Origin of the sequence: Curtobacterium flaccumfaciens (assembly GCF_018598405.1) — a bacterium.
In the GTDB taxonomy this organism is placed as follows: domain Bacteria; phylum Actinomycetota; class Actinomycetes; order Actinomycetales; family Microbacteriaceae; genus Curtobacterium; species Curtobacterium aurantiacum.
This window is the reverse complement of record NZ_JAHEWS010000021.1, coordinates 1-18,445: the sequence shown is the minus strand read 5'-3', so window position 1 is coordinate 18,445 and position 18,445 is coordinate 1. Positions and strand designations below refer to the sequence as shown.

Below are 18,445 nucleotides of genomic sequence, written 5' to 3'. Positions count from 1 at the left end.
CTCTCGCCCAGGATCTCCTGGGTCAGGGGGCCTTCTCTGTGCGTGGCACAGTGCCCTTGCGGTGTCGCTGCCGGTCCTCTGCACCCGTTCCGTTCCGTTCAGTCGATCGCGGTCCGCAGCGACCCGGGCCCGCTCAGTGCCTCCTCGTCGGCCGCGACGTTCTTCTGCGCGGCGAACTGGGTCCGGTGCAGCTCCTCGTACCGCCCACCCGCGGCCAGCAGTTCCTCGTGCGTCCCGCGCTCCACGATCGAGCCGTCCTCGACCACGAGGATCATGTCCGCGCTGCGGATGGTGGAGAGGCGGTGTGCGATCACCATCGCGGTCCGTCCCTCGAGCGCCTCGCCGAGCGCGGCCTGCACGGCGGCCTCGGACGTCGAGTCCAGTGCCGCCGTCGCCTCGTCGAGGATGACGACGCGCGGCTGGGCGAGCAGGAGCCTCGCGATGGTCATCCGCTGACGTTCGCCCCCGGACAGCCGGTAGCCGCGCTCACCGACCATGGTGTCGAGCTGGTCGGGGAGGGACCGGATGAGCGGCTCGAGCCGTGCGCGACGGACGGCGTCCCACACTTCGTCCTCGGAGGCCTCCGGTCGGGCGAACCGGAGGTTGGAGCGGATGGTCTCGTGGAACAGGTGGCCGTCCTGCGTCACCATCCCGAGGGTGTGCCGCATCGAGGCGAAGGTGACGTCGCGGACGTCCGTGCCGGCGAGGCGGACGGCACCGCTGTCGACGTCGTAGAGGCGGGAGAGGAGCTGCGCCACCGTGGACTTGCCGGCACCGGACGTCCCGACCAGGGCGACGGTCTGGCCCGGCTCGATCCGGAAGGACAGGCCGTGCAGGACCTCCTCGCCGCCGCGGGTGTCCAGCGTGGAGACCTCCTCGAGCGAGGCGAGGGACACCTTGTCGGCGGAGGGGTAGGCGAAGCGGACGTCGTCGAACTCGACGGACACCGGGCCGTCCGGGACGGTGACGGCGTCGGGCTGCTCCCGGATGAGCGGTTCGAGGTCCAGCACCTCGAAGACACGCTCGAAGCTGACCACCGCGCTCATGATCTCCACCCGAGCGTTCGCGAGGCTCGTCAGCGGCGCGTAGAGGCGGGTCAGGAGGAGCGCCAGGGTGACCACCTCGCCGGTGTCCAGCTGCCCTGCGAGGGCGAGGAAGCCGCCGAGCCCGTACACGAGGGCGAGGGCGAGCGCGGACACGAGCATGAGGGCGGTGAAGAAGACGAACTGCAGCATCGCGGTCCGGACCCCGATGTCACGGACCCGCGCGGCGCGGACGCGGAACTCCTCGGCCTCCTCGTCGGGCCGACCGAACAGCTTGACGAGCGTGGCGCCGGGCGCCGAGAAGCGCTCGGTCATCTGCGTGCTCATCGCGGAGTTGTGGTCGGCGGCCTCGCGTCGCAGCGCGGCGAGTCGGCTGCCCATGCGGCGCGCGGGCACCAGGAAGACGGGGAGCATGACCACGGCGAGGACCGTCACGAGCCACGAGGTGCTGAGCATGACGACCAGGGTGAGGATCAGCGCCACGAGGTTCGTGACCACACCGGACAGCGTGCCGCTGAAGGCCTGCTGCGCGCCGATCACGTCGTTGTTGAGGCGGCTCACGAGCGCACCGGTCCGGGTGCGGGTGAAGAACGCGATGGGCATCTTCTGCACGTGGTCGAAGACGGCGGTGCGGAGGTCCAGGATCACCCCTTCGCCGATCCGCGCCGAGTACCAGCGGGTGGTCAGCGACACGGCGGCGTCGGCCACGGCCACGAGGGCGATGACGACGGCGAGCCGGACGATGGTGCTGATCTCGCCGCGGGCGACGATGACGTCGACCACCTGGCCGGCGAGGACCGGTGTCGCGACCGCGAGGAACGCCCCCACGACGGAGAGGGTGATGAACACCAGCAGCTTGCCCCGGTAGGGCACCGCGAAGGACATGATCCGCCGCAGGGACGCGCGAGAGAAACCGTGCTTGCCGTCCTTGGCCGTCGAGATCTTGTACAGCGAGCTCCAGGCCGCGCTCTCCATGCTCATGGTGGTTCCTTTCATGGGGACCACGCCCAACATAGATGGCCGGTCGCCCCCTCGGCGCCGCGGCGGGGCTAGTGCGTCCGGTGCGACCCGGTGTCGGTGCGCGTCGCCAGCACGCCGGCCGAGCGGAAGGCGTCCTCGATCGAGACGGTGACGTCCCGCCAGGCGGCGCGACGCCGGTTCGCGCCGATGCTCCCGCCGGACACGGCCGTCATGTGTCCCGTCCGCCGCAGCGTGATGGTGGTGGTGGCGCCGTCCACGATGGTCGACAGTTCGTACCGCCGGTACTCCCGCGCGGGCTGCACGAGTGCGCCGAGCAGGATGGTGAGCACCCGGCTGCCGGCCGTCGCGGTCATCGTGCCGCCGGTCGACTCGACGTGGTGTCCCGTGCGGCGCAGCGCTGCGGCAGCGACCTCCATGGCGGTGCACCGGTCGCCCGTGTGCACGGCGAACTCGGTCGTGGTGTCCATCGGCTCTCCCCGTCCCGAACGAACTCGTGCCCCGGGGCACGCGCCGATTCCCCCGAATCGGTATCAGACAGTCTAACTGATGCGTTCTCATGGACGACAGGCCCCAGGACGGGCGTCGGTAGACTGCCGTGGTGTCAGTGAACCCCGAGCTCGTCGGCAGGACGTTCCCGCCGGCCCAGCCCTACCTGGTCGGCCGCGAGAAGGTGCGCGAGTTCTCGCGTGCGGTGTTCGCGACCAACCCCGTCCACCACGACCCCGACGCCGCACGGGCGGCCGGGTACGCCGACGTGGTCGCACCCCCCACCTTCGCCGTCGTCGTGCAGGAGGCCACGCTCGCGCAGCTCCTGAACGAGCCCGACGCCGGCATCGACTTCTCCCGCGTCGTCCACGGTGAGCAGTCGTTCACCTACGATCGCCCGATCGTCGCCGGTGACGAGCTCACCGCGACGCTGACGGTGACCAGCGTGAAGACCCTCGGTGGCAACGCGATGGTCACGGCCCAGAGCACGATGAACGACGCCTCGGGGGAGCACGTCGTCACGGCGACCTCCACCCTCGTGGTCCGAGGAGACGACGCATGACCGCCGCACCAGCCACCGCGCTCGAGGTCGGCACGGTCGTCGCCGAGCGTGACGTGCACGTCACCCGCGACTCGCTCGTCCGGTACGCAGGCGCATCCGGCGACTTCAACCCGATCCACTACCGCGACGACGTGGCCGCGTCGGTCGGCCTGCCCGGTGTCCTCGCCCACGGCATGCTCACGATGGGGATCGCCGTGCAGCCGGTCGCCGAGTGGCTCGGTGACAGCGGCTGGGTCGCGGGCTACGGCGTCCGCTTCACGCGTCCGGTCGTCGTCGACCCGGAGCAGGGTGCCGCCGTCGGGATCGTCGCGAAGGTCGGCACCGTCGACGAGGACGGCCGTCCGAAGCGCATCGACCTCACCGTGACCGCCGCCGGGCAGACCGTGCTCGGCAAGGCGCAGGTCACGGTGGTGTTCCGCTGACCGTGTCCGAGCCGGTGCTGGCCGACCTGACGACGCTGCGCGTCGGCGGGGCCGCCTCCCGGCTGCTCACGGCCACGACGACGGACGACCTCGTCGCCCACGCGCTCGACGCCTTCGACGACCACGAGTGGCTCGTCCTCGGCGGCGGCAGCAACCTGCTGGTCGCCGACCAGGGCTTCGACGGCACGGTCGTGCTGGTCCGGACGACGGGCGTCGACGCCGAGCGCGACGCCGACGGCGTCACCGTCCGCGTCGCCGCGGGGGAACCGTGGGACCCGTTCGTCGCCACGACCGTCGCGAACGGTTGGACCGGCCTGGAGGCACTCAGCGGCATCCCGGGCACGGTCGGTGCGTCCCCGGTGCAGAACATCGGCGCCTACGGGGTCGAACTCGCCGACGTGCTCACGCGCGTCGAGTTCCTCGATGCGGCCACGGGGGAGCGCGCGTGGGTCCCGGCAGCCGAGCTGGCGCTCGGCTACCGCACGTCGACGCTCAAGCACGGTCGCCGCGGGGTGGTGCTGACGGTCGAGTTCCGGCTCGGGTTCGCGGGGGAGCAGGGCGTGCCGGTGCGGTACGCGCAGCTCGCCGGTTCGCTCGGTGTCGACCTCGGTGCGCTCGTGCCGCCCTCGACCGTCCGCGACGAGGTCCTGCGGCTGCGCGGCTCGAAGGGGATGGTGCTCGACGGGGACGACCACGACACCTGGAGCGCGGGGTCGTTCTTCACGAACCCGATCGTCTCGCCGGCGTTCGCCGAGACCCTGCCGACGGATGCGCCCCGGTGGCCCGCGGGCGACGACGTCAAGCTCAGTGCCGCGTGGCTCATCGAGCACGCCGGCGTGCACCGCGGGTACGCGGTGCCGGGATCCCGCGCGGCGATCTCGTCGAAGCACACCCTCGCCCTGACGAACCGGGGTGGGGCGACGGCCGCCCAGGTGGCCGAGCTCGCACGGTTCGTGCAGGTGACCGTCCTGAACCGCTTCGGCGTCTCGCTCGTCCCGGAACCCGTCGTGGTGGGCGACCTGCTCGGCTGATCGTCCACACGACGGGACGGACGAGCACGACGTGCCACGGGCCTCCCGGAACGCAGAACGGGCCACCTCGATGAGGTGGCCCGTCCTGCGGATGCGGAGGGACTACGCGAAGAACGTCGCCAGTCGGGCGACGCCCTCGGCGATGTCGTCGTCGCCCAGCGCGTACGACAGGCGCAGGTAGCCGGAGGGGCCGAACGCCTCGCCCGGGACGACCGCGACCTCGGCGTGCTCGAGGATCAGGTCGGCCAGCTCGAGCGTGGTCGTCGGGGTCGAACCGGCCCACTCGCGACCGAGCAGCGCGGTGACGTCCGGGTAGACGTAGAAGGCGCCCTGCGGGGTCGGCGTCCGGAAGCCCGGGATGGCGTTGAGGCCGTCCACGATGGTCTTCCGGCGGCGGTCGAAGGCCTCTCGCATGGCGGCGACGGGCTCCTGCGGACCGGTCAGGGCGGCGATCGCGGCGCGCTGCGACACGTTCGAGACGTTGGACGACAGGTGTGACTGCAGGTTCGACGCGGCCTTGACGGCGTCGGTCGGACCGATGAACCACCCGACGCGCCAGCCGGTCATCGCGTAGGTCTTCGCGACGCCGTTCACCAGGATCGTCGTGTCGGCCAGGGCGGGGACCTCGGCCAGGATGCCGGTGAACCGGACCCCGTCGTACACCAGGTCCTGGTAGATCTCGTCGCTGATCACCCAGATGCCGTGCTCGAGCGCCCATTCGCCGATGGCCCGGGTCTGCTCCGCCGAGTACACGGCGCCGGTGGGGTTCGACGGCGAGCAGAACAGCAGGGCCTTGGTCGCCGGGGTGCGGGCCGCCTCGAGCTGCTCCACCGTCATCAGGTAGTCCTGGTCGCTGCCGGCGAAGACCTCGACCGGCTCGCCACCGGCCAGGCGGATCGCCTCGGGGTAGGTGGTCCAGTAGGGCGCCGGCAGCAGGACCTCGTCTCCGGCGTCGACGATGGTCTGGAAGGCCTGGTAGACCGCCTGCTTGCCGCCGTTCGTGACGATGACCTGCGACGGGTCGACCGCGATGCCGGACACCCGGGCGGTCTTGTCGGCGATGGCCTGCTTGAGTTCGGGCAGACCGGTCGCGGGCGTGTACCGGTGGTTCTTCGGGTCCTGCGCGGCAGCGACGGCCGCGTCGACGACGTGCTGCGGGGTCGCGAAGTCGGGCTCGCCCGCGGCGAACGAGATCACCGGCCGCCCGGCTGCCTTGAGCGCCTTGGCCTTCGCGTCGACCTTGAGCGTCGCGGACTCGGCGATGGCCGCGATGCGGGACGCGATGCGCGGACGATCGGCCGGCGCGGTGGCGAGGGTGTCGACGGACACGTGGGCGGTGGACTCGGGGCCTGGGGCTGCGGTGCTCACGGGGTCCAGCCTACCGGCGCGGCACGCCGTGGAAGGGGTCAAGTGGACACCGTGTGACGGACTCCCGTAGACTCGTCCACCGGAACGCGGATCGGTGTCGAACCGCGTCCGAAGGGCGGTGGCTCAATTGGTAGAGCAGCGGTCTCCAAAACCGCAGGTTGCAGGTTCGAGTCCTGTCCGCCCTGCAACTCTGGAAGGGTAGAAGTTGGCGAGCAAAGACATGGAGACGACGGCGGACGACGTCGTCGCCAAGGCGAAGCAGGACCGGGCCGAGCGCCGCGGGCCCATCGCTGCCATCGTGCTCTTCATCCGCCAGGTGATCGGCGAACTGCGCAAGGTCGTCACGCCGACCCGCAAGGAACTCTTCAGCTACACGGGCGTCGTGCTCGTGTTCGTCGTCGTCATGATGATCCTGGTGTCGATCCTCGACTTCGTGTTCGGACTCGGCGTCGGGTACGTCTTCGGCAACGGGCCCACGGCCTGACCCCGACGTCGGCTGCCGTGTGCGGCTGTTCCGAGGAGTACGGTCGCCCGAGACGGCGTCGATCGTGACGGCGTTGCCCGTGACCATGACCGAACGCCACCCCGACCCGAACCACCGAACGGAAAGAATCGACTGTGTCTGACAACTCCCGCGATGACATCGACCTCGCGACGGCTGCCGAGCAGTCCTCCGAGGTCGAGGAGAACCAGGAAGGCGACGTCGAGACCGGCGAAGGACGCTCCGTCGAGTCCGCTGAAGAGCGTGCGGTCTCGATCGAGGGCGACGATGACGAGTCGCTCGGCCTCAGCTCCGAGCCCGACGACGGCACCGTCGACGCGGGCCTCGACGAGGCGCTGACCGCCCTGCAGGAAGCCCGGGACCCCGAGGCCGACGCCGTCGTGGACGACGCCCTCGAGATCGACTCCGCCGACGAGGCCGAGGCCGCCGTCGAGGCCGTCGAGGACGAGGAAGAAGTCGAACTCGAGTCCGAGACCGCCGCCGAGGCGAACGAGACGCTCGCCGCCGACGAGGCACTCGACGCCGAGGACGAGGACGACGAGCCCGCCGAGGTCGACCCGTACGAAGCCTTCAAGGCCGAGCTGCGGATGAAGCCGGGCAAGTGGTACGTCATCCACTCCTACGCGGGCTTCGAGCGCCGCGTGAAGTCGAACATCGAGAACCGCATGGTCTCGATGTCGATGGAGGACTACATCTACCAGGTCGAGGTCCCGATGGAGGACGTCGTCGAGATCAAGAACGGGCAGCGCAAGCTGGTCACCCGCGTCCGGATCCCCTCGTACGTGCTCGTCCGAATGGACCTCAACGAGGACTCGTGGTCCGTCGTCCGGCACACCCCGGGGGTCACCGGCTTCGTCGGCAACGCGCACAACCCGACGCCGCTCCGTTTCGACGAGGCGTTCGGCATGCTCAAGTCCCTCGTGCAGGTCGCCGAGGCGGCCCCCACCAAGGGCGGCGCGAAGGGCAGCGGCTCGCTGCAGGCCCAGCCCGCGGCCGAGGTCGACTTCGAGGTCGGCGAGACGATCACGATCAAGGAAGGCTCGTTCGCGGGTCTGCCTGGTTCGATCTCCGAGATCAAGCCGGAGAGCGGCAAGCTCACGGTCCTCGTCTCGCTGTTCGAGCGTGAGACCCCGGTCGAGCTCAGCTTCGACCAGGTCACCAAGCTCTAGCGATCACCACGCTGTAGCGATCACCGAGATCGACTACACTGAACGGGTTTGGGCCCGCGCGCCTCGTGCGAGCGGGCCTTCACCGCTGTCCGGAACGGCCGGACCAGCGGGAGAGTGCACGGGTCCCCGTGTGTTCGATTCCAGGAGGAAGACAAGTCATGGCACCGAAGAAGAAGGTCACGGGCCTGATCAAGCTGCAGATCAACGCGGGAGCCGCCAACCCGGCCCCCCCGATCGGTCCGGCGCTCGGTCAGCACGGCGTCAACATCATGGAGTTCTGCAAGGCGTACAACGCGGCGACCGAGTCGCAGCGTGGCAACGTCGTGCCGGTCGAGATCACCGTCTACGAGGACCGTTCGTTCACGTTCGTCCTGAAGACCCCGCCGGCCGCCGAGCTCATCAAGAAGGCTGCTGGTGTGCAGAAGGGGTCCTCGACCCCGCACACGGTCAAGGTCGCGAAGATCTCGATGGACCAGGTCCGTCAGATCGCCGAGACCAAGCAGGCCGACCTGAACGCCAACGACATCGAGCAGGCCGCGAAGATCATCGCCGGCACCGCACGCTCGATGGGCATCACGGTCGAGGCCTAAGCACCGATCGGGCTCCGGCCCACCACCAGACACCTTTCCGTGGGAGAGCCTCGCCGGCTCGCCAACCACGTATCTCGCAAGGAGACCACCATGGCGAAGAAGTCCAAGGCCTACCAGGCCGCGGCCGCGAAGATCGAGGCCGACAAGTTCTACACCCCGACCGAGGCCGTCGCCCTGGCCAAGGAGACCGGTTCCTCGAAGACCGACTCCACGGTCGAGGTCGCGCTGAAGCTCGGCGTCGACCCCCGCAAGGCCGACCAGATGGTCCGCGGCACGGTCATCCTGCCGCACGGCACGGGCAAGACCGCCCGCGTCATCGTCTTCGCGACGGGTGCGGCTGCTGAGGCCGCCATCGCCGCCGGTGCCGACGAGGTCGGTGGCGACGAGCTCATCGCGAAGGTCGCCGAGGGCTACACCTCGTTCGACTCCGCCGTCTCGACCCCCGAGCTCATGGGCAAGGTCGGTCGTCTCGGCAAGGTGCTCGGCCCGCGTGGCCTCATGCCGAACCCGAAGACCGGCACCGTGACCCCGAACGTGGCGCAGGCCGTCAACGACATCAAGGGCGGCAAGATCGAGTTCCGCGTCGACAAGCACGCCAACGTGCACTTCGTCGTCGGCAAGGCCTCGTTCACGCCGGAGCAGCTCGACGAGAACATCACGACCGCGCTCGAGGAGATCAACCGCCTCAAGCCGTCGTCCTCGAAGGGCCGTTACGTCATGAAGGGCGCCGTCTCGACGACCTTCGGTCCCGGCATCCCGCTGGACGTCAACAGCATCTGAGTCGTCTGACTCTCGAGTCGTCTGACTCGTGGAAGGGCCCGCACCGGCAACGGTGTGGGCCCTTTCCGCGTGTCCCGGAGCCGTCCCGGTAGCGTGGAGCGGTGCGCACCCTCGTGAACTCGCTCCGGTTGATCGCCCTCATCGCCGTCGTCGTCGCGGTCGTCGCGCAGTGGCTCGAGAGCTCGCGGACCCCGACCTACTCGTTCTGGAACTTCTTCGGCTACTTCACGATCCAGTCGAACCTGATCGTCGCCGTGGCCCTCGCGGTGACGCTCGTGGCCGCGGCCCGTCGCAAGCGGGCGGACCTCGCCGTCTCGGTGCTCCGCGGCGCCGCGACGGTGTACATCGCGACGACCGGCATCGTCTACAACACGCTGCTCACCGGTGCCAACGTCTCGGCGTCGGTGCCGTGGTCGAACGACATCGTGCACAAGATCATCCCGGTGTACGCGGTGCTCGACTGGCTGCTGTTCTCGGACCGGGCGCGACTGCTGCTCCGGCACGTGTGGTGGTTCCTGCTCTACCCCGCGGTCTGGACCACCGTGGTGCTCGTCCGCGGTGCGACCGACGGGTGGGTGCCGTACCCGTTCCTCGATCCGGCGCAGGGCTACGGCGTCGTCGCGATCTACGTGGTCGGGATCGCGGTCTCGATCACCCTGCTCGGCATCCTCGTCGTGGGGATGAGCCGGCTGCGCCTGGTGAAGGTCTAGGAGACGGGCTAGGAGCGGAAGCCGCGGAGCTTGTCGAGCACCAGGTCGGCGAGCTGCACCAGCCCGCGGATCTGGTCGTCGTCGCGGTCGACCCAGCGGCACTCGGGTTCGTCGGCGACCGGCACGAACCCGTCGTGGCGCTCCCAGACGAACAGGGTGCGGTCGGCGCCGAGCACGTACTGCTGCCACCAGATCTGCCGCAGGTAGTGCCGGGGGATGCTCCGCCAGGCCTTGCCGGTGGTCTTGATCTCGGCGAGCACCACGCGCGACGACTCGTCGACCCCGACGCCGTCCGGGGTGGCGAGGTGGGCGCGGTTCGCGGCGGCGTGGAACAGGTGCGCCGAGGGCTGGATGCCGTGCGTCGCCGCCACCCACGCGGCGATGACCGGTTCGCGGTCCTTGCCGTGCTCGGTGAACGCGTTGCCGGAGAACCGGGAGCCGTAGCGCTTCTCGGTGACGACGGCCTCGACCGCGCGCAGTGAGGCGAGCCGGGCGACGTCGGTCGCGGTGATGCCCATGGCACGGGCGCGGAGCCATGCGACGCGGTCCGAGGAGTGCGCGACGATGCGCTCGGTGTGGCCGCGCAGGGCGGTGAACGCACCACGTCCGGGGACCGCAGCCGGCGTGGCGGAGGCAGACAGATCCTCCAGACCGGGGTCCAGGTCGCCCCACAGGGTGGGCTGCACGATCGTCACCCGACGATTGTCCCCCCGACCACCGGCAAGACCGAAACCGACGCGCTCACGCGACCGCGGGTGTGCGTCAGGAGACGAGTTCGCGTCCCTCGGCGAAGGCGACCAGCTCGTCGACCCCGGCGGGGGAGAGGGCGTAGCCGATGGCGAGGGCCGCGGCGCCCTGCAGTGCGGCGAGGGACCCGGCGCGCGACTGCACGATGACGAGGTGCTCACTGGCCAGGGGCATCGAACGGGAGTAGACGACCTCGCGGACGCCGGCGAGCAGGTGCTCGCCGGCCTGCGTGATCGATCCGCCGAGTGCGATGACGGACGGGTTGATGAGCGAGATGCAGGTCGCCAGGACCTCGCCGATGTCCCGACCGGCCTGTCGCACGGCGTAGATCGCGTCGAGGTCCGACCGGTTCACCAGGTCGATCACGTCCGCACCGGTGTGCGCGTCGTGCCCCTTCGCGCGGAGGGCCCGGGCGATCGCCGGACCGGAGGCCACGGCCTCGAGGCAGCCCGTGTTGCCGCAGTGGCAGGGGACGTCGCCGGCGCGGGAGACCCGCACGTGGCCGATGTCACCAGCGGTGCCCTGGGCACCGCGCTGCAGCCGGCCCTCGGAGACGATGCCCGACCCGATGCCGGTGGCGACCTTGACGAAGAGCAGGTGGTCGATGTCGGGCCAGCCGTGCTCCCGCTCACCGAGGGCCGCGATGTTGACGTCGTTGTCGAGCAGCACGTGCGCGGCGATGTGCTGACGGAGCCACGAGGGCACGTCGAAACCGTCCCAGCCGGGCATGATCGGCGGGTTGGCCGGTCGTCCGGTGGAGAACTCGACGGGTCCGGGCACGCCGATACCGATGGCGATGACGTCCTGGCGGCTGCGCCCGACCTCGGCGAGGAGGCCGTCGATCGTCTCGACGAGCCAGGACAGCGTCGGGACCGGGCCGGCGGCGATGTCGATCCGGGCTTCCCGGGTGGCGAGCGGTGCCGCGACCAGGTCGGTGACGGCGACCCGGCCGTGGGAGGCACCGAGGTCGGCGGCGACCACGAGTCGGGCGCGGGGCTTCAGCGCCACCTGTGCGGGCGGACGTCCGCCGGTGGAGACCGCGGTGTCCACGGCCCCGACGAGCCCGATGTCGATCAGGGAGTCGAGGCGCACGCCGATGGTGGAGCGTGCGAGTCCTGTCAGGGCGGCGAGCTCGGCCCTGGTGCGCGGCACGCCGTCGCGGAGGATCTGGAAGAGCTCGCTCGTCCCGACCGGAGGCGACGCTGCCGTCCGGTTCAAGTCGACCATGTGGGGAGTGAAGCACACATCCTTCGCGCCACGCAATGAAGTCCGTCGACATTCCTCGGACTTCTGCTTGACCGCCGACAGAAGTGCTCGTAGTGTGACGATCGGTCAGTGACGACCGCACCATCTCGACGAGGAGAACCCCTGGTGACCCAACCGCTCTCGGTCCAGCTCTACACGGTCCGCGATGCCCTCAGTGCTGATCTGCCCGGCACCCTGCAGCGCATCGCCGACATCGGCTACACGAACGTCGAGGCCTTCGGCTTCGTCGAGAACGCCGACGAACTCGCCGCAGCCCTGCAGGGCGCCGGCCTCGCCGCCCCGAGCGGCCACGCCCGTCTGCTGGACGCCGGTGCACAGGACCTCGAGCGCATCTTCCACGCCTCCACCACCCTCGGCTTCGGGACCCTCATCGACCCGCACATCGACGAGGCCCGCTGGACCACCCGCGAGGACGTCGAGGCGATCGCCCGCGAACTCAGCGCCCTCGCCCCGCGCGCCGCCGACCACGGCCTGGTGCTCGGCTACCACAACCACGCGTTCGAGTTCTCGAACCGCATCGACGGTGTCAGCGCCTACGAGGTCTTCGCCGACGCCCTGTCCGACGACGTCGTGCTCGAGCTCGACACCTACTGGGTGCAGGTCGGCGGGGACGACCCGGTCGCGGTCATCGGCAAGTACGGCGACAAGGTCCAGTTCCTGCACGTCAAGGACGGCGACGGCTCGCACGACGACAAGCAGCAGGTCGCCGTCGGCAACGGCATCATGCCGATCCGCGACATCATCGCCGCCGCGCCCGACGCGCTGCACGTCGTCGAGCTCGACGACCACGAGGGTGACGTGTTCCAGGCCGTCGCCGACTCCTACACGTTCCTCGAGGGGGCCCGCGCATGACCGACACCACGACCGCCGCTGCGACGGCGACCGACAGCGGCACCCGCACCGGCCCCGTCGGCGTCGGCGTCATCGGCGCCGGGGTCATCTCGGACCAGTACCTGTCGAACCTCACCGTCTTCCCCGACGTGACCGTCCGCTTCATCGCCGACATCGACCTGCCGCGCGCCGCCGCGCAGGCCGAGAAGTGGGGCGTCCCCGGATCGGGCACCGTCGAGGAGCTCCTGGCCGACGACGACATCGAGATCGTCGTGAACCTGACGATCCCGGCCGCCCACGTCGAGGTCGCGCTCCAGGCCCTGGCCGCCGGCAAGCACGTCTGGGGCGAAAAGCCCTACGCCCTCGACCGGGCCAGCGCCGCGGAACTCCGCGACGCCGCGGCCGCCGCGGGCAAGACCGTCAGCGTCGCCCCGGACACGTTCCTCGGCGCCGGCCTGCAGACCGCGCTCCGCACCATCCGCGACGGCCGCATCGGGACACCCCTGAACGGCCTGACGCTCTTCCAGAGCCCCGGCCCCGAGTCGTGGCACCCGAGCCCCGAGTTCCTCTTCGCGTACGGTGCCGGCCCGCTGTTCGACATCGGCCCGTACTACATCACCACACTCGTCCAGACGTTCGGACCGGTGAAGAAGGTCACGGCGACGGCGTCGAAGTCCCGTGCCACCCGCACCATCGGCTCCGGTCCGAAGGCCGGCACGGACTTCCCGGTCGAGGTGCCGACGAACCACTCCGCGCTGATCGAGTTCGAGAACGGCGGGAGCGCGCAGAGCGTCTTCTCGTTCGAGTCCGACCGCGGTCGCACCGGCTTCGTCGAGATCGCGGGGGAGACCGGCACCGTCGTGTTCCCCGACCCGAACAACTTCGACGGCGACACCGAGCTGTACGCCCTCGGTTCCGAGGAGCCCGAGACGATCCCCGCGGTCGGCTCCACGTACTCGCGCGGCACCGGCGTGGTCGACCTGGCCCGCTCCCTGCGGGCCGGCGACGAGAACCGCGTCCCCGGTGCGCTCGCCTTCCACGTCCTCGACGTGATGGTCTCCATCGCCGAGGCGGCAGAACGTGGCGAGGCGGTGCTCGTCGAGAGCACCGTGTCGCCCTCCCCGACCCTCCCCGAGGGCTGGGACCCCGCGGAGCGCACCCTGGCCTGAGCGGCCCGGGCGCCCCCGCACCCACAGCAGCACCCGACCAGTACGACCGTTCCACCGCAGCACCAGCTCCACCTCCTGCACCATCCCTGCACCATCTCAACGACGAGAAAGTAGAGAGTCATGCGCACTGCCATCCGCGCACTGGCCATCACCGCGGCCGCCGCACTCACCGTGTCCGGCCTCGCAGCCTGCTCCTCCGGGTCGTCCGGCGACGCCGGCGACTCCAAGACGCTCACCTACTGGGCGTCCAACCAGGGCACCTCCCTGCAGAACGACAAGGAGGTGCTGACCCCCGTCCTCAAGAAGTTCACCAAGGAGACCGGGATCAAGGTCGACCTCCAGGTCATCGGTTGGAACGACCTGCAGAACAAGATCCAGACCGCCGTCACCTCGGGCCAGGGCCCGGACGTCGTCAACATCGGCAACACCTGGGCGACCTCGCTCCAGGCCACCGGCGCCTTCCAGGAGTTCGGTGACGCCGAGATGAAGGCGATCGGCGGCGAGGACAAGTTCGGCAAGGTCGCCCTCTCCACCGGTGGCGCGCCCGGCGAGACGGTCACGAGCGTCCCGCTCTACGGCCTCGCGTACGGCCTGTACTACAACAAGAAGATGCTCGCCGACGCCGGGATCACCCCGCCCACCACGTGGGAGGAGATGGTCGACGCCGCCGAGAAGCTCACCAAGGGCGACACCTACGGCTTCAGCCTCGCCGGCGGTTCGTACACCGAGAACTCGCACTTCGCGTTCATCAACTCGGCGCAGAACGGTGGCGAGTGGTTCGACGAGGACGGCAAGCCGACCTTCACGTCGAAGGCCAACGTCGACGGCATCAAGCGCTACCTCGACCTGATGCAGGACTCCAAGGTCGCGAACCCGTCGAACGCGCAGTACGACAACGCGACGCAGTCCACCACGGACTTCGCGAAGAAGAAGGCCGCGTTCATCCTCAACCAGAACAACGCGAACGCGACCATCGAGTCCCTCGGCATGAAGTCGTCCGAGTACGGCGTCGTCGCCCTGCCCGCCCCGACCGGTGGCGAGGAGATCGCCTCGTTCCCGGCCGGCATCAACCTGTCGGTCTTCAAGAACACGAAGAACAAGGACGGCGCGCTCGAGTTCGTCAAGTACATGACGAGCATGGACACGCAGACGACGCTGGACAAGCCGTACTCGGCTCTGCCGGTCCTCGCCGAGGCTGCTGACTCCGTCGAGGACGAGCAGACGAAGACGTTCCTCGACATCTACAACAACAAGGCGAAGCCGCTCCCGCTGGTGCCTGCCGAGGACCAGTTCGAGTCCACGGTCGGCAAGGCGATGAACGACATGTTCGCCAAGATCGCGACCGGCTCCACCGTCTCCGAGGCCGACATCAAGTCGGCCCTGCAGACGGCCCAGGACCAGGTGTCCCAGGCCGCCGGTTGATCCACCCTGGAGGCCCGGGTCGCGTCCGCAGCGACGCGCCCGGGCCTCCAGCCCCTGACGCTCCAGAGCCGACCACCCGTCGGCCGTGAGGCGCACGCCCCAGGGCCGACCACCCGTCGGCCGTGAGGCTCCTGCCCCACGCACCCCGCGCCTCCCCCCACGGCCTCGGCCGCCACGCTGCTCCGCAAGCTCCGCACCGCGTCGGAACCGGGCCGCGTGGGCCCAGGCCGCTGCCACGGCCTGCGCGGACCGCACCTGCACGCCCCTCCTGCCGAAAGGCCCCACCAGATGTCCACGACGGTCCTGCCCGACTCGGAGCGCATCGACCCGACGCACACGAAGGCCCCGACGATGTCGGGCCGTCCGCCGGGTCGCAAGCGCAAGATCCACTGGCTGCCCTACGCGCTCGTCGCGCCGGCCATCCTGTTCGAGCTGCTCATCCACATCGTCCCGATGCTCGTCGGCATCTGGATCTCGTTCATCCAGCTCACCAAGTACTTCATCGCCAACTGGGGCGCCGCGCCCTTCGCCGGCTTCCGCAACTACCAGGTCGCCGTCGACTTCGACCAGGCGATCGGCCGCGGGGTCCTCAACTCCTTCCTCATCACCTGCGCCTTCACGGTCCTCGTGGTCGGGCTCTCCTGGACCTTCGGCATGGCGGCAGCCGTCGCGCTGCAGAAGCCGTTCGCGGGTCGCGGGCTCTTCCGCACCCTGTTCCTCGTGCCGTACGCGCTGCCGATGTACGCCGGCGTGATCACCTGGAAGTTCATGTTCCAGCGTGACTCCGGAGCGCTGAACCACCTCCTGGTCGACCAACTCGGCCTGTTCGGCGGGGAGGCCCCGTTCTGGCTCATCGGCAACAACGCCTTCGTCGCCGTCGTCGTCGTGGCGATCTGGAAGACCTGGCCGTTCGCGTTCCTGATGCTCATGGCCGGTCTGCAGTCCGTGCCGAACGACGTCTACGAGGCCGCCTCGGTCGACGGCGCCAAGCCGTTCCGCCAGTGGCGCTCGATCACGCTGCCGATGGTCCGCCCGGTCAACGTGACGCTCGTGCTCGTGATGTTCCTCTGGACGTTCAACGACTTCAACACGCCGTTCGTCCTGTTCGGCTCGACCGCCCAGCCGCCCGCCGCGGACCTGCTGAGCTTCCACATCTACAACGCGTCGTTCATCACCTGGAACTTCGGTTCCGGCGCCGCGATGAGCGTCCTGCTCCTGCTCTTCCTGCTCGTCGTCACCGGCATCTACCTCGCCGTGACCAACCGGAGGTCCGTCCGTGCGTGAGACAACTGGCGCCAAGTCCTTCAAGATCATCACCCTGGTCGTCCTGACCCTGTTCACGGTCGTGCCGCTGTACGTGATGATCACCACGGCCATGAAGCCGCTCGGCGACGTGCAGGACAACTTCACGTGGATCCCGTCGACCATCACCTTCCAGCCGTTCATCGACATGTGGTCGACCGTGCCGCTCGGCCGGTACTTCATCAACTCGCTCGTGGTCTGCACCGTGGCGACGGTGTTCTCGCTGATCATCGCGACGTTCGCCGCCTACGGTGTCTCGCGCTGGAACTTCAAGGGCAAGAGCACCTTCACCACCGCGGTGCTCTCCACGCAGATGTTCCCCGGCGTGCTGTTCCTGCTCCCGCTGTTCCTGATCTTCACGAACCTCGGCAACACCCTGGGCATCCAGCTCGTCGGGTCGTGGCTCGGCCTGATCATCACGTACCTGACGTTCACGCTGCCGTTCTCGATCTGGATGCTCGCCGGCTACTTCGAGACCATCCCGCGTGAGCTCGACGAGGCTGCGATGGTCGACGGTTCCGGTCCGATGGGTGCCCTGTTCCGGGTCATCCTGCCGTCGGCCCGTCCGGGTCTGGTGGCGGTCGGGATCTACTCGTTCATGACGGCCTGGGGTGAGGTCCTCTTCGCCTCGGTCATGACGAACGGCCTCGGTTCGACCCTGGCGGTCGGTCTGCAGCAGTACTCGACGCAGACGAACGTGTACTGGAACCAGGTGATGGCGGCGTCGCTCGTGGTGTCGATCCCGGTCGTGGCCGCGTTCCTCGTGGTCCAGCGCCAGTTCGTCGCCGGTCTGACCGCGGGTGCCGTGAAGTAGGCGCTCGTCCCTTCCGCAAAGCCTGTCCGCAAGACACCGGTGTTCGTGCTCGACACCCCCGCATCACGCGGTGCGCAGCGCGAACACCGGTGTTTTGCCGTCTCCCCACCCACCCGACCACCCGACCGACAGGATGAGACCATGAGCGACGAGACCCGTGGGCGGCAGCTGCTGCCCGGACAGACCAGCCGCGTGCACGTCTACGACGTCGAGACCCGCACGCCGCGGCTCGTGTTCGAGTCGGCCACGGTGCTCGTCGAGGCACCGAACGTCCTCGACGCCGACACCCTGGTGCTCAACGGCGACGGCGACCTCTGGCTGCTGCGGCTGCCGTCGGCCGACAGCGACACCGTCCTCGACGAGACCGCGCTCGTGCGGGTGCCGATGGCCGGCGTCGACGAGATCAACAACGACCACGTGCTCGACCCCTCGGGCACCTCGATCGTGGTGAGCGCCCGCGACGGTGAGCTGTACCGGGTCCCGCTGCCCGACGGCGGATCGGCGGTCCGGATCACCGACGTCGAAGCGGCCCTGCCGACCAAGCGGAAGTTCTACCTGCACGGCATCGCCCCCGACGGCAGTGCCCTCGCGGCGATCGTCGGTGAGCTGTCCGAGGACGGCGTCTGGACCACCGACGTCGCGATGGTCGGCCCGGAGACCGGGGAACCGACGTTCGTGACGCGCGACGGGCACCCCGACGACGGTTGCACGATCAGCCCGGCCGGCGGGATCCTGCTCTGGAACACCGAGCGGTTCACCCCCGGCACCGCCCAGCTGGCCGTCCGCTGGCCGGGGCACGACAGCCCGGTCCGCCTGACGAACGACGACCGGGTGAACTGGTTCCCGCACCTGTCCCCGGACGGCGCGCACCTGCTCTACCTGTCGTTCGAGCCCGGGGTGCAGGGCCACCCGGCCGACCACCGCGTCGAGCTCCGGCTGCTGCCCGGCTCGCTCGTCCGGGGCGCCCGGATCGCGGTCCAGCCGGAGACCCTCGTGGTACTCGACGGCGGGCAGGGGACGGTCAACGTGCCGCCGTGGGCGCCGGACTCGACCTGGTTCGCGTACTGCGACTACCCGGTGGCGGGGTAGCGGCGGCGTCTGCGGCGCCGGGCCGGCGGCGGCTGCCGCGCCGGGCCGGCGGCGTCCTCACGCGCTGAGCGACAGTCCACGCGCCGCCGGACGCGTGGACTGTCGCTCAGCGCGAAACGCGGGCGGACGCCCCGCCCCGCCCGCGTTTCGCGCTGAGCGAC

At 69.7% G+C, this 18,445-nt stretch carries 19 protein-coding genes and 1 tRNA gene; 15 read left to right on the top strand and 5 right to left on the bottom strand.

What is annotated here, in order from left to right:
• Positions 1-98: 98 nt before the first annotated feature.
• Positions 99-2,024: an ABC transporter ATP-binding protein gene (locus tag KK097_RS13120; RefSeq protein ID WP_214529563.1), complete on the bottom strand. Its 1,926-nt coding sequence runs from the start codon at positions 2,022-2,024 to the stop codon at positions 99-101.
• Between the two features lie 68 nt (positions 2,025-2,092).
• Positions 2,093-2,491, bottom strand: coding sequence for a hypothetical protein (locus KK097_RS13115; protein ID WP_214529561.1), 399 nt, complete (start codon positions 2,489-2,491; stop codon positions 2,093-2,095).
• 131 nt (positions 2,492-2,622) lie between these two features.
• On the opposite strand from KK097_RS13115, the gene KK097_RS13110 reads away from it, so the two are divergent.
• Genes KK097_RS13110 through KK097_RS13100 form a run of 3 tightly spaced genes read left to right on the top strand, consistent with a single transcriptional unit; the run spans position 2,623 to position 4,525 of the window.
• On the top strand, positions 2,623-3,072 hold the full coding sequence (locus tag KK097_RS13110; protein WP_214545121.1) for a MaoC family dehydratase N-terminal domain-containing protein: 450 nt from the start codon (positions 2,623-2,625) through the stop codon (positions 3,070-3,072).
• On the top strand, positions 3,069-3,494 hold the full coding sequence (locus tag KK097_RS13105; RefSeq protein WP_214545120.1) for a MaoC/PaaZ C-terminal domain-containing protein: 426 nt from the start codon (positions 3,069-3,071) through the stop codon (positions 3,492-3,494). Before KK097_RS13110 ends, KK097_RS13105 begins: the two co-directional genes overlap by 4 nt.
• Positions 3,495-3,496: 2 nt before the next feature.
• Positions 3,497-4,525 (top strand): UDP-N-acetylmuramate dehydrogenase, encoded by a 1,029-nt coding sequence (locus KK097_RS13100; protein WP_214545119.1) that lies wholly within the window; start codon positions 3,497-3,499, stop codon positions 4,523-4,525.
• Positions 4,526-4,627: 102 nt separating this feature from the next.
• Here the strand turns inward: KK097_RS13100 and KK097_RS13095 are convergent, their stop codons facing one another.
• Positions 4,628-5,854, bottom strand: coding sequence for a pyridoxal phosphate-dependent aminotransferase (locus KK097_RS13095; protein WP_214545150.1), 1,227 nt, complete (start codon positions 5,852-5,854; stop codon positions 4,628-4,630).
• 151 nt (positions 5,855-6,005) lie between these two features.
• On the opposite strand from KK097_RS13095, the gene KK097_RS13090 reads away from it, so the two are divergent.
• The 6 genes from KK097_RS13090 (at position 6,006) to KK097_RS13065 (ending at position 9,644) form a co-directional block, all read left to right on the top strand.
• Positions 6,006-6,078 (top strand) — tRNA-Trp (locus tag KK097_RS13090).
• A 35-nt stretch (positions 6,079-6,113) separates the two neighbouring features.
• Entirely contained in the window at positions 6,114-6,377 is a 264-nt protein-coding gene (gene secE / locus KK097_RS13085; RefSeq protein WP_371830607.1) for a preprotein translocase subunit SecE, read from the top strand.
• A gap of 134 nt (positions 6,378-6,511) precedes the next feature.
• Positions 6,512-7,564 (top strand): transcription termination/antitermination protein NusG, encoded by a 1,053-nt coding sequence (gene nusG / locus KK097_RS13080; RefSeq protein WP_214545118.1) that lies wholly within the window; start codon positions 6,512-6,514, stop codon positions 7,562-7,564.
• A 158-nt stretch (positions 7,565-7,722) separates the two neighbouring features.
• Complete coding sequence (rplK, locus tag KK097_RS13075; RefSeq protein WP_017888638.1) at positions 7,723-8,154, top strand: 50S ribosomal protein L11; 432 nt, start codon at positions 7,723-7,725, stop codon at positions 8,152-8,154.
• Between the two features lie 90 nt (positions 8,155-8,244).
• A complete protein-coding gene (gene rplA / locus KK097_RS13070) occupies positions 8,245-8,934 on the top strand; it encodes a 50S ribosomal protein L1 (protein WP_214545117.1) in 690 nt (229 codons plus the stop codon).
• A gap of 101 nt (positions 8,935-9,035) precedes the next feature.
• Entirely contained in the window at positions 9,036-9,644 is a 609-nt protein-coding gene (locus KK097_RS13065) for a Pr6Pr family membrane protein (protein WP_214529551.1), read from the top strand.
• An 8-nt stretch (positions 9,645-9,652) separates the two neighbouring features.
• On the opposite strand, the gene KK097_RS13060 is transcribed toward KK097_RS13065, so the two are convergent.
• The gene (locus KK097_RS13060) at positions 9,653-10,339 is read right to left on the bottom strand and encodes a YqaJ viral recombinase family protein (protein WP_214545116.1); all 687 of its coding nucleotides are present in this window, start codon (positions 10,337-10,339) and stop codon (positions 9,653-9,655) included.
• 67 nt (positions 10,340-10,406) lie between these two features.
• Positions 10,407-11,618, bottom strand: a complete 1,212-nt coding sequence (locus KK097_RS13055) for an ROK family transcriptional regulator (RefSeq protein ID WP_214529549.1) — start codon at positions 11,616-11,618, stop codon at positions 10,407-10,409.
• A 144-nt stretch (positions 11,619-11,762) separates the two neighbouring features.
• On the opposite strand from KK097_RS13055, the gene KK097_RS13050 reads away from it, so the two are divergent.
• From KK097_RS13050 to KK097_RS13025, 6 genes are all read left to right on the top strand, one after another.
• The gene (locus tag KK097_RS13050) at positions 11,763-12,509 is read left to right on the top strand and encodes a sugar phosphate isomerase/epimerase family protein (protein ID WP_214529548.1); all 747 of its coding nucleotides are present in this window, start codon (positions 11,763-11,765) and stop codon (positions 12,507-12,509) included.
• On the top strand, positions 12,506-13,657 hold the full coding sequence (locus tag KK097_RS13045) for a Gfo/Idh/MocA family protein (protein ID WP_214529547.1): 1,152 nt from the start codon (positions 12,506-12,508) through the stop codon (positions 13,655-13,657). The genes KK097_RS13050 and KK097_RS13045 overlap by 4 nt, the downstream gene beginning before the upstream one ends.
• Positions 13,658-13,777: 120 nt before the next feature.
• Positions 13,778-15,079 (top strand): ABC transporter substrate-binding protein, encoded by a 1,302-nt coding sequence (locus KK097_RS13040; protein ID WP_214529545.1) that lies wholly within the window; start codon positions 13,778-13,780, stop codon positions 15,077-15,079.
• Between the two features lie 288 nt (positions 15,080-15,367).
• Positions 15,368-16,363 (top strand): carbohydrate ABC transporter permease, encoded by a 996-nt coding sequence (locus KK097_RS13035; RefSeq protein ID WP_214529543.1) that lies wholly within the window; start codon positions 15,368-15,370, stop codon positions 16,361-16,363.
• Positions 16,356-17,195 carry a carbohydrate ABC transporter permease gene (locus tag KK097_RS13030; protein WP_214529542.1) on the top strand — a complete coding sequence of 280 codons (840 nt, stop codon included), beginning with the start codon at positions 16,356-16,358 and terminating at the stop codon, positions 17,193-17,195. The genes KK097_RS13035 and KK097_RS13030 overlap by 8 nt, the downstream gene beginning before the upstream one ends.
• Before the next feature lie 141 nt (positions 17,196-17,336).
• Positions 17,337-18,284, top strand: a complete 948-nt coding sequence (locus KK097_RS13025) for a TolB family protein (RefSeq protein WP_214545115.1) — start codon at positions 17,337-17,339, stop codon at positions 18,282-18,284.
• The last annotated feature ends 161 nt before the right edge of the window (positions 18,285-18,445 follow it).